Source organism: Streptomyces sp. NPDC041200 (assembly GCF_055591805.1).
Genome location: NZ_JBVIZF010000003.1, coordinates 550,187 through 561,213 on the forward strand (window position 1 = coordinate 550,187; position 11,027 = coordinate 561,213).

Annotated in this window: 10 protein-coding genes; 8 read left to right on the forward strand and 2 right to left on the reverse strand. The window is 71.6% G+C overall.

Annotation, left to right across the window (positions count from 1 at the left end; all coding sequences use genetic code 11):
• Positions 1-21 precede the first annotated feature (21 nt).
• Genes ACZ6CL_RS12245 through ACZ6CL_RS12270 form a run of 6 tightly spaced genes read left to right on the forward strand, consistent with a single transcriptional unit; the run spans position 22 to position 5,536 of the window.
• The gene (locus ACZ6CL_RS12245) at positions 22-831 is read left to right on the forward strand and encodes a maleate cis-trans isomerase family protein (RefSeq protein WP_468934618.1); all 810 of its coding nucleotides are present in this window, start codon (positions 22-24) and stop codon (positions 829-831) included.
• Positions 828-1,085 (forward strand): DUF6253 family protein, encoded by a 258-nt coding sequence (locus ACZ6CL_RS12250; RefSeq protein WP_468934621.1) that lies wholly within the window; start codon positions 828-830, stop codon positions 1,083-1,085. Before ACZ6CL_RS12245 ends, ACZ6CL_RS12250 begins: the two co-directional genes overlap by 4 nt.
• Positions 1,082-2,095 carry an FkbO/Hyg5 family chorismatase gene (locus tag ACZ6CL_RS12255; protein ID WP_468934623.1) on the forward strand — a complete coding sequence of 338 codons (1,014 nt, stop codon included), beginning with the start codon at positions 1,082-1,084 and terminating at the stop codon, positions 2,093-2,095. Before ACZ6CL_RS12250 ends, ACZ6CL_RS12255 begins: the two co-directional genes overlap by 4 nt.
• Positions 2,092-3,285 (forward strand): 3-deoxy-7-phosphoheptulonate synthase, encoded by a 1,194-nt coding sequence (locus tag ACZ6CL_RS12260; RefSeq protein ID WP_468934625.1) that lies wholly within the window; start codon positions 2,092-2,094, stop codon positions 3,283-3,285. Before ACZ6CL_RS12255 ends, ACZ6CL_RS12260 begins: the two co-directional genes overlap by 4 nt.
• A gap of 36 nt (positions 3,286-3,321) precedes the next feature.
• Positions 3,322-4,308, forward strand: coding sequence for an LLM class flavin-dependent oxidoreductase (locus ACZ6CL_RS12265; RefSeq protein WP_468934628.1), 987 nt, complete (start codon positions 3,322-3,324; stop codon positions 4,306-4,308).
• 16 nt (positions 4,309-4,324) lie between these two features.
• Positions 4,325-5,536, forward strand: coding sequence for an MFS transporter (locus ACZ6CL_RS12270; RefSeq protein WP_468934631.1), 1,212 nt, complete (start codon positions 4,325-4,327; stop codon positions 5,534-5,536).
• Between the two features lie 78 nt (positions 5,537-5,614).
• Here ACZ6CL_RS12270 and ACZ6CL_RS12275 read toward each other — a convergent pair whose 3' ends face one another.
• A complete protein-coding gene (locus ACZ6CL_RS12275) occupies positions 5,615-8,230 on the reverse strand; it encodes a DEAD/DEAH box helicase (protein ID WP_468934633.1) in 2,616 nt (871 codons plus the stop codon).
• A 124-nt stretch (positions 8,231-8,354) separates the two neighbouring features.
• Positions 8,355-8,990, reverse strand: coding sequence for a hypothetical protein (locus tag ACZ6CL_RS12280; RefSeq protein WP_468934636.1), 636 nt, complete (start codon positions 8,988-8,990; stop codon positions 8,355-8,357).
• Positions 8,991-9,533: 543 nt separating this feature from the next.
• Here ACZ6CL_RS12280 and ACZ6CL_RS12285 point away from each other — a divergent pair.
• Positions 9,534-9,971 carry a type II 3-dehydroquinate dehydratase gene (locus ACZ6CL_RS12285; protein ID WP_468934639.1) on the forward strand — a complete coding sequence of 146 codons (438 nt, stop codon included), beginning with the start codon at positions 9,534-9,536 and terminating at the stop codon, positions 9,969-9,971.
• A gap of 115 nt (positions 9,972-10,086) precedes the next feature.
• Complete coding sequence (locus ACZ6CL_RS12290; RefSeq protein WP_468934641.1) at positions 10,087-11,013, forward strand: GNAT family N-acetyltransferase; 927 nt, start codon at positions 10,087-10,089, stop codon at positions 11,011-11,013.
• The last annotated feature ends 14 nt before the right edge of the window (positions 11,014-11,027 follow it).

Here is an 11,027-nt window from a genome sequence, read left to right on the forward strand (position 1 = left end):
GACGAACGAGGAGACACCGAGATGAGCACCATCCGAGCTGAGAAGGACGGCTGGGAGGCGCGGGCGCGCATCGGCGTGGTCGTCCCGCACGCGGACGTCGGCCCGGAGTCCGAGTTCCAGGCGATCGCGCCCGACGACGTGTTCGTGCACGGCTCGCGCGTCCACTTCGGCGCGATGCGGGCCGGTGGCGAGATGGACCCGAAGATCCCCCACGACCCGGTGCGGGCCTTCGTGGAGCCGCCGCACATCGACGACGCGGTGGAGCTGCTGGCCGCTTCCCCGCTCGACGCGATCGCGCTCGGCTTCACCAGCTCCGCCTACGTCCTCGGCGCGAGCGGCGAGAAGGAGCTGTTCGCCCGGCTCGCGCGGCACACCCGGGGCCTGCCGCTCACCGGCACCACCACGGCGGCCGTGGCCGGGTTCACGGCGCTCGGCGCCCGGCGGATCGCCCTCGTCAACCCGCCGTGGTTCGACGACCGGCTCTCCGGGCTCGGCGCCGACTACTTCGCCGAGCAGGGCTTCGAGGTCGTCCACCACGCCCCGTGCGGGCTGCCCAGCAACCAGAAGCTGATCACCCCCGGCGCGCTGTCCGAGTGGATCCGCACCACGGTCGCCGGGCACCGGCCCGACGCCGTCCTGGTGGCGGGCAACGGCATCCGCGCGGTGGGCGTCATCAACGCCCTGGAGCGGGAACTCGACTTCGCCGTCCTGACCGCCAACCAGGTCCTGTTCTGGCACGCCCTGCACCTGGCCGGAGCGCACGAAACGGCCCGCGCGATCACCGGCTACGGCCGGCTGTACGACACCCAGCCGGCGGGCGGCGCCGCATGAGCCTGCTGGCGGCCGACGGGCACGAAGCCCTGTTCGTCTGCGACGAGGGGGACGCCCTACGGCTCCCCCTCGTGTGCTGGCGCGACGACGGCACCACCGTCCACGGCATGGTCCTGTACCGCGGTGTACTGCGCCGGGCCGAGCACATCCCCGGCTTCCGCCGTTACGCCCATCCCCTGCGGGACGACACCCCCGCACGCCACACGGGCGCGCCCTCCCACCCCCGATCCCACTCCCGAAGGGCACACATATGACCGAGCACCCCTCGTTACGCGCCTACTTCGCCCCGCTCACCGGGACACCCCAGCCGGAACTCGGCCGCCACGTCCTCGGCACGGTCGCGTTCGGCGAGCGCTCCGGCCTCGCCCTCGCCCCGCAGGGACACCCCGAGCTGGCCATCCCCATGTCCTCGCCGGGCTTCGACGCCTTCCGCGAGGTGTGGACCACCACCGCCGAGCCGGTCTCCGGCACCCGGGACGGCCTGGTCTTCGCGCACGACGGCGAGCACCTCTTCGTCTCCGGCACCATCGCACCGCGGCCCGTGTACGCGCCCACGGTACGCACGACCTACGAGGCGGCGTTCGCGCTCGTCACGGAACTCGGCTATCCGCACATCTTCCGGATGTGGAACTTCGTCGGTGACATCATCGGTGCCAACGCCGAAGGCATGGAGATCTACCAGGACTTCGTGGCCGGGCGCGCCAAGGCGTTCGCCACCCACCACGGCGACGGGACCGCGCACATGCCCGCCGCCACCGGCATCGGCACCCGGGGCAAGGGCATCTCCTTCGTCCTGCTCGCCACCCGCACCGGAAACCCCCGGCACGTGGAGAACCAGCGCCAGACGCCCGCCTACCACTATCCCGAGCAGTACGGCCCGAAGCCGCCGAGCTTCGCCCGCGCCACCCTGCTGGAACCCAGCGGCACGCTCTACGTGTCCGGGACGGCCAGCATCCTCGGCCACGAGACCGTCCACCGGGGCGACATCGCCGCCCAGACCGACGTGGTCCTGGAGAACATCGCCGAGCTGATCGCCGGGCCCAACCTGGCCATGGCGGGCCTGGACGGCGGCCATGAACTCAAGGACCTCCGCCTGGTCAAGGTGTACGTCCGCCACGAGCGGGACCTGCCGCTGGTGCGCGCCCGCTGCCGGGAGGCGTTCGGCCCGGACGTGGAGACCACGTACCTGAACGTGGCCGTGTGCCGGGACGACCTGCTCGTCGAGATCGAAGGGCTCGTCCCCGGCCCGGAGTGGACCCGATGAGCGAGACCTCGCCACTTTCCGTGCGCGGGGACCGGGCACCCGCGGTCTGGGGACTGCTGCCCGCCGAGCAGCAGCCGGACTGGGGCACCCACCCCGAACTCCCGGACATTCTCGATGAGTTGCGCGCGTCGCCCGCGCTCACCGACGCGCCGGACGTCAGGGTGCTGCGGCACCAGCTCGCCCAGGTCGCCCTGGGCGGCGCCCGGCTGCTCCAGACCGGCGACTGCGCCGAGGACATCCGGGAGTGCACGCCCGAGCACACCGCGCGGAAGGCCGAGGTGCTGGACGAACTCGGCGATCTGCTCGCCCTGCACACCGGGCAGCCGGTGGTGCGCGTGGGCCGGATGGGCGGCCAGTTCGCCAAGCCGCGCAGCAGTCCGACCGAGACGTACGAGGGGGCGGACCTGCCCGTCTTCCGCGGCCACCTCGTCAACGCCCCCGAGCCGACCGCCGCGGCCCGCCGCCACGACCCGCACCGGATGCTCGCCGCGTACCGGGCGAGCGAACGCGTCCTGCGTGAGCTGGACGTCCGGCGCACCGGCCCGCTGGGCCCGTGGTCCAGCCACGAGGCGCTGGTGCTGGACTACGAGGGCTCCCTGGTCCGCCGCGACGCGCAGACCGGGGCGCCCTACCTGGCCTCCACCCACTTCCCGTGGATCGGCGAGCGCACCCGGCAACCCGGCCTGGCGCACGTCGAGTTGCTCGCCGCCATGGCCAACCCGGTCGGCTGCAAGGTCGGCCCGTCCGCCACGCCCGACGAGGTGGTGCGGCTGTGCCGGATCCTGGACCCGTACCGGCTGCCCGGCCGCCTCACGCTCATCCTGCGGATGGGCGTGGGCGCGGCCGAGGAGGCGACGCCCGCGATCGCCGAGGCCGTGCACCGCGCCGGACATCCCGTGGTCTGGCTGAGCGACCCGCTGCACGGCAACACCGTCAGGACCGCGTCCGGGCTCAAGACCCGTCACCTCGCCGACGCCATCTGCGAGGCGGTCACCGTCCGCGAGGCCCTGGAGAAACAGGGGCTGCACGTCGGCGGCCTGCACCTGGAGACCGCCGCGGCCGACATCACCGAATGCGTCGGCGGCCCGGTCACCGGCGAACACCTGGTCCCCGAACGCTACGAGACGCTCTGCGACCCGCGGCTCAACCCGCGCCAGGCCCGCGAACTGGTCGACGCCGTCTTCGCCTGAGCCGCCCCCACCCCCACACGCCCTCGGAGGAACCCCATGTCCCCGTCACCCGCCGATCTGCGCGTCGGTGTCGTCCTGCCCGGCCGCGAATCCGTCGTCGAACGCGGTGACTACCCCCGCCACCTCGGCCAGCTCGCCCAGAAGATAGAGGAGTCGGGTTACGACTCGATCTGGGCCGGTGAGTCCCCGCTGGCCCGCTCCCGGATGAACCCGCTGCTCGCGCTGACCGCCGCGGCCACCACCACCGAGCGGGTCGGGCTCGGCACCGCCGTCCTGCTGCCGCTGCGCCCGCCGGTGCACCTCGCCCATGAACTCGCCTGCCTGGACCGGATCTCCGGCGGGCGCCTGATCGCCGGTCTCGGCTCCGGCTTCAACTCCCCTGCGGCCGAGGCCGAGTTCACGGCGTACGGCATCCCGTTCGCAGAGCGGGTGGGCCGGATGCGGGAGACCCTGGAGATCTGCCGGGCGCTGTGGCGCGCCGAAGGGGAGCCGGTGTCGTACGAGGGCCGCCACCACCAGCTGGACGACGTGGCGCTGCTGCCGGTGCCCGAGCAGCCGTCCGGTCCGCCGGTGTGGATCGCACACTCCGGCGAGAAGATGCTGGAGCGCACCGGCCGCCAGTACGACGGCTGGATGCCGACCAGCACCACGTCAGGGGCATACGAGAAGGGCTGGCTGCGGGTCGAGGAGGCGCGCGAGGCCGCGGGGCGCCCCGAGTCCGACGTCACCGCCGCCGTCTATCTGTCGGTCGCCGTCGACGACAGCGCCGAGAAGGCCGAGGCGACCCTGCGGGCCTACTTCCAGGCCTACTACCGCCTCGACCTGCCCACCATGCGCACCACCCAGGGCATCTTCGGCGGCACGGCCGAGCAGGTCGCCGAGTGGCTCGGCGGCTATGTCGAGGCCGGGGCCCGCCATCTGATACTCCGGCTGCCCACCGCCGACCTGCACGAGCCGCGCTACCGGGCGGCCCTGGAGCGGACGGCCGGGGAACTCCTGCCGCTGCTGCGCGGCCTCGCCTGATGGGAGCTGTCGCCTGATGGGAACTACGGAGCAGGTCGCGACGGCAGCGACCGCGCGGACGGCGCGCCACTGGGACATCTGGCGCGCCGCCTGGCCGCTGACGGCCGTCTTCATGCTGTCGAACGTGCCGACCCCGCTGTTCGTCCTGTGGCAGCACCGGATCGGCTTCGGCACCGGCACGCTGACCGTCGTCTTCGCCCTCTACATCGGCGGGCTGCTGCTCGCCCTGCCCGTGGCGGGCGCCGCGTCGGACCGGTACGGGCGGCGCACCGTCCTGTTCCCGGCCACGCTGTCGGCGCTGCTCGCCTGTGTCCTCTACGCGACCGCCACGACCGTCGCCGCCCTCCTCGCCGCCCGGCTGCTGACCGGGCTCGCGGTGGGCGGCGCCGTGGCGGCCGGGATGGCGGCGGTGGCGGACGTCGGCGGCCCCGACCGGCGCCGTCAGGCCTCCCTCGCCGGGTCGGTGGCCATGGGTACGGGGCTCGCCACCGGTCCGCTGCTGTCCGGCGGCTTCGCCCAACTGCTCCCCGCGCCGACGGTAGCGGTGTTCGCCGTCGAGGCGGTGCTGCTGCTGTCGGTGCTGCCGGTCATCCGCTCGCTGCCGAACGTACGCCGTGGGGGCGCGGGTTCCTGGCTGCGCCCGCCGTCCGTGCCGCGCCGCAACCGGCGGGATCTGCTGGTCGGCCTGGCCGCGTACATGCCGGGCATGACCGGTACGTCGTTCCTGCTCGCCCTCGGTCCGACCCTGCTGGCGTCCCTGCTCGGCACCGACAACCGGATCGTGGCGGGCTGCTCGGCCTTCGTGATGTTCGGCGCCTCCACCGCGGTGCAGTTCTTCGTCAGCCGGTGGCCGGCGCGCCGCCTGCTGGGCACGGCGACCGGCGCGACCGCCGTCGGCATGGTGCTGGTGGTGCTGGCGGTACGCGCCGAGTCGGTCGGCCTGCTCATCGCCGCCGCCGTGTGCGCGGGCACCGGCCAGGGGATGGCCCAGCTCGGCGGCTTCTCGCTGCTGAACGCCCGGGTGGCGACGGACCGGCTGGCCGAGTCGAACGCGGCGCTCAGCGCCTGGGGCTACCTGTTCGCCGGGCTGCTCCCGGTGGCCACGGGATACCTCGCCGACGCCACGAGCGTCGGCTTCGGCGCGAGCGTGCTGGGCCTGTCCGTGGCCGCGGCGGCGGCCACGGGCGGCCTGTCCGTCGCCCGCCTCCGCCCGGGTGCCGAGGTGTAGCCGGGTGCGGAGGCGTAGCCGGGTGCGGAGGCGTAACCGGGTGCGGAGGCTAACCGGGTGCCGAGGTGTAGCCGGGAGCTACTCCGCGGGCCGCCGCCACAGTGGCTGCCGCCGCAGGGTGGGCAGCCACTGGGAGGGCAGTGCGCCGTGCTCCCGGAACACCGCGGCCAGCTCGGTGACACTCATGGTCGGAAGGTCGCGGGCGCGTGCGTCCTTCCAGGCCCGGGTGAGCGTGTCGAAGAGTTCGAGCACCGCGGGTGGCCGCACCCAGTAGACGTTCTCCTCGGCGACGGTGTACGCGCCGGCGTTCACCTTCGTCTTCGGGGAGGCGAGCACACAGATCGAGTCACCTGGGGCGACGGCACCTTCCGTCTTCTCCGTCGTCCGCAGGTGGCCCCCGGCCTGCCGTGCCTGCTCGGCGCCGATCTCACCCGTCTCCTTGGCCTGGTTCTTCGCTTCCCAGATGACCCACCGGGCGCTGCCGAAGACCCAGACGGCGTCCGGCCGGGCCGCCGATCCGTCCCGGGGGTCTCCATAGCTCTTGCTCGCACCGGCCAGCCGCCCGAGGTGGACCAGCCCGTCCTCGTACGGGTCGGGATCCGTCTGCTGGAGCCCCGCCCTGGCCGCGAGCGCTGCCTGGAAGGCATCCGGGCCCCACACGTCCTTCGCAGCCAGGATGGCGATCATGGCCGCCTCGTCGGTGGGGTCGAGTTCCTCGGTCGCGGCCGCTGGCGGCGCGGCGACCGGAGCGACGCGATCGAACCACGTCGTGCCGAGGCTGTTGCGCCGCGCCTCACGGAAGTAGCCGGCCGCCGTCTGCCGGAGCTGCGGCTCCCCGGTGGCCTCGGCCAGGCGGTGGGCCACGCAGAACCCCAGGTAGCTCCACAGCGAGCTGTACCGCTTGGGCGTTTGCGCGTTGCGGAGCTGATCGGTCACGTTCTTGATGGCGGTGAGTGCGAACCGGTGGTCCTTGGACCAGAGCGCGTTCGCGGCGGCTATCTCGTGACGGACGGCTCGCTGCAGCGCCGCGGCGCCGGGTCCGTCCTCACGGACGTATGTTTCCCGGTTCCTGACGATGTCCTCTTCGACCTCGTCCCAGTCGGGGCCCTGAGCGTTGAATACGGCCAGGTTCCCCCACACGTCGTCCGTGGTCTGGTCGAGCGAGGCGTCGAAGCCGACCTCCAGCTCGGCGTGAATCTCCGGGTGCATCGACGCCTGGATGTCCTTGCGGACCAGGTGGGACGTCAGATCGCGGTCGAGGACGAGCACGGCGGCGTGGTCGCGAAGGTTGCGGGTCGCCCGGCCGGCGCCTTGCTGGATACGCGCGCGGATGCGCTCGCGGAGTACTTCGTCGGCGCCGACGGAGTCGTGGAGGAAACGCTCCTGGAGGTCTCCGTTGGCCGGAAGGCCCATGAGGACCACCAGTCGGCAGTCCTCGTCCGGGAGGTCGACACCGTCGTAGCGGTTCGTCAGGACCAGCGCGGCGGCGGGTTCCGAGGTGAAGGCGGAAAGGTCGTCCTCGACCTCCCGCGCGGTGAAGGTCGGGTAGAACGCCGGAAGGTAGTGCTCACGGAAGTCGTTGGCCACTCGGGTCTCCGGCGTGAGCACGACGGCGCGCCCGGCCTGCTTGATGACCCGCTGGACGAAGGGCGCGACGTCTTCCGGTGCCGAGGCCAGGTCCTGGGTCAGCTCCGGGAAGAGGAACAGCCTTCGTCCGGTACCTTCCTTGTCCCATCCCGCGGGAACGGGGATCCGGTGGATCCTGGACCGCCCGAAGGCCCGCTCCAGCTCACCGCCGGACCCCAGCGTGGCGCTCATGTAGACGCGCTGCTTGGGGCTGTTGAACGCGCGGTGCTGGAAGGTGGGCGCGATCAGCGGGCGGATGAGGATCTCGCGGTAGGACACGTACGCCAGGCAGTCCGCCACGTGGGTCTCGAGGAACTTCCAGGCGTGCGCGGCGTCGTCGCTGACCTTGTCCTGGGCAACGGCCTCCCGGAGGACCGATTCCACATGACCGGCCTGCGCGGCGACGGCGGCCGGAGAGGCCAGGTAGATCGCCTTGAGGTACTGGCTCTCCGGGGTCTCGGACCGCAGATGTGACAGCAGCAGAGGGTCCAGCGCGGGGCTCAGCGCGGTGAGCACGTCCATGTAGGCGCTCTCGTGCGAGCCGCGGGTTATTCGCAGCCTCCACGGCTTGGATACGTACCCTTCGGCCGCGTGCGCGTCGTCCAGGATCAGCGCGTCGGCGGCGTCGATCCTCGGCCGCGAGTTGAACACATGGCTGTACGTGCTGACGGCTATCGCCCCACCGGCCTCATAGCGCGCCAGGTCGGCCTGGTCCCAGGAGCGCGACCGGCCGATCAGGAGCGACTTGGGGATGCCGTAGTCGTCCAGCTTCCGCGCCGTCTGCACGGCGAGCTGCCGCGTGGGACACAGATAGGCGACGCGGTGCCCCTCGGCCCGGCGCAGATACTCCGCGATCAGCCCGCCGACCAGCGTCTTCCCCGCTCCGGTCGGCAGTTCGAGCGCGACATCGCTCTTGTCCCGGAAGTCCGTGTGCCAGCGCTCCATGACCTTCGACTGGTGCCCCCAGACGGAGTCAGGCCCCCGATTCCCCCGTGCCAGCAGCCGGTACAGCTGTTCCGGATCACCTGGAACTCCGACCGGGTCCGCCTGCCTGCGCTTGAACGCCATGCCACCCCTCTCGCCCCGCAGTCCTGACGGCGGATCAGCCCCCGATCCACCGCGCCGCACTCATGGTAAGAACGATGCCCTCCGGCCGCGCGGCCGGAGGGCAGGCAGCAGGTGAACGGCAGGGCTAGAACAGGCGGTTCAGGCGGAGCGACAGGTAACATCCGCCGGCGCGGCCGTCGGTGTCGTCGCTCACCGTCACGGGGTGGCCCTCATAGGCCGTGTCGTAGGTGTCCTTCGGGCGGTAGTTCTTGCACTGTCCCGAGGCGTCGGCGCCGCCGTCGCCGTAGAACTGCACATCGAGGCCGATGTCCGAGCGACCGGACAGGGCGAAGGTGAGGTTGCACCAGCCCGCCCGGCCGTCGGTGTCCACCCGGATGAGGTCGCCGAACGTCTTGAACGGCTTGATCGGGATCGTCTTCGTGCCCCCGTTCTGGCACTGGCTGTCGTCGCTGCCGGGCTCCGCCTCCCAGGTGTAGGTGGCGTTCAGGCCCGCGAGCGAGTTCGACGGGTCGTAGATGCCGAAGGCCAGCTGACAGCCGCCCGCGCGGTTGTCGGTGTCCAGGCGGATGGCAGTGGTCCAGTCGGGCGCGGTGACCCATCGCTCCGGCGGGTTCGCCGGCCCGTCGCACTGGCCGTTCCCGTCGGGGTAGAACCGAACGCCCAGTTCGGGCGCGGCGCTGGCCGAGGACGACGCCGCGTTGGCCGACGTGGCCGACAGGCCAGTCAACATCAGCAGGCCGACCGCCAGCGCGGACGCCATCCGGGCCGGTCTACTGCCCAGTTTCAGCTTTCTCACGTTTGTCTCCCAGGATGTCTTCGCTTGATCCGGAAAGGGTGCAGAACCGTTCCACGAGCGTGAATGGCCATCACTGAGTGCCGATTGGTGCGATCGAGCAGAGAAGAACAGAGGAACCCGACGCAGCTCAGGCGAGCGAAGGCGGCGAAGGCGGAGCGAAGCCCTCCAACCGAGGCGCAGCGCCGACAGCACGCGGCGGCGACGGCAGAATTATCCAGCACACATCAGGACAAGCAGCAGACCGATATCGGCCAGGTAGAAGAGACCCTGAGCGCCGCCGGTCGCCCAGGGTACGGGCCGCCCGCGCCCCACCACCGGCCCTGCTCCCGTGCCCGGGTCAGGCCCGTCAGTTCGTGTGCTCGCGTGCTCGACGCGCTGCCATTCCCCCTTGCTATCCCCCTATGTGCCCCTTGTGATGGCAGCCATATCAATTGCCGGTGTAGGTGCGCTCGGGCCCGTGCTAGAAAGGCACTTCCCCAGTGGTCCCGTATAGGGCAAGGTGCGCAATTGAGCAGGCTCCTGTTGTTGAACGGGCCGAATCTCGGCATGCTCGGAAGCCGTCAGCCGGAGATCTACGGAACGGACACACTCGCCGACATCGAGAAATGGGTCGCCGAAGAGGTCGCCGACCGCGGCTGGAAAGTGGAAGCTTTTCAGCACGACGGTGAGGCGGAGATGATCCGCACCCTCCAGGGCAACTACGACACCGTCGGCGCCATCATCAATCCCGCCGCCCTGATGATGGCCGGCTGGGGACTGCGCGACGCGCTCGCCAACTACCCGCGCCCATGGATCGAGGTCCACCTCTCCAACATCTGGGCCCGGGAGCAGTTCCGCCACGAGTCGGTGACGGGCCCGCTCGCCACCGGAGTGATCTTCGGCCTGGGTGCCACGGGCTACCGGCTCGCGGCCCGCGCGCTGCTGGAGAAGGTCACCGACCGCTGACGTGGCGCCGCCCGCCGCGACAGACACATCCACCGGTTCAACGCGGAGCCGCCCCGCGCGACTTCGCCGCGGACCCGACTGAAAGCCCCCGACGGAAAGCCGAGGACAGGACACCATGCCCCAGGGACAGACGGCGGAATCCGTACTGACCGCCCACCGCGACCGGCTGCGCCCCGTGGACCGGATGATTCCGGAGGCCGCCCCGCTGCCGGAGCCCACCGACGGCCAGGAACTGCTGGAGGCCGAGGGCGCGTACGGACTGCTGACCCACACCCAGGTCGACGTCGACACGCTGGAGGCGGTGCTCGGCCCGCTGAACCGCTGGGAGCTGGAGCCCCGGGTCTCCGGGCCCGACGAGATGGCCGCCCTGCTCACGCGGTTGAACCAGCACATGGATGGCCTCGCGGAGCGCCCCGGCGCGGACTCCATGGCCGCCATCGAGTGGCCCAGCCGTGACGTCGCCATGACCAGGGTCCTCCGTTCCTTCGGCTTCATCCCCGAGTTCGTGATGATCGGGCAGCTCAAGGGCAGCCCGCTGATGCCCGAGCCGGGCAACGTCCTGGTGCGCCGGGCCACCGCCAAGGACACCGAAGAGGTCTGCGAGCTGCAGATGGTGGAGACCCGGTTCGACGCCGCCATCAGCGGCGCCGTCGAGCGCTCCACCACCGAGGCGCTGCTGCGCGCCGAGATCACCGACCAGCTCGCACTCGACGATCCGCTGGTCTGGGTCGCCGAGTACCAGGACAAGATCGTCGGGGTGCACCGGGGCCAGGAGCCCTCCGAGCCGCAACAGGCATGGCTCCAGACGAAGATCGCTACCTCGCCGGTCGCCCACCTGGTCGGCACGGCCGTCAAGGAGGAGTACCGCGGCCTGGGCGTCGGCACCTCCATGGCCAACCACGCGCACGCCGAGCTGAACGCCATGGGCATCGGCGCGGCGGTCGGCTACCACGCGATGTTCAACCCGATCTCCGTGCCGTTCTGGCACCGCCACGGCTGGCGGCCGTTCTGGCACCGCTGGATGCGCACCCCGGCCGTCTGACCGGCACCGAGACG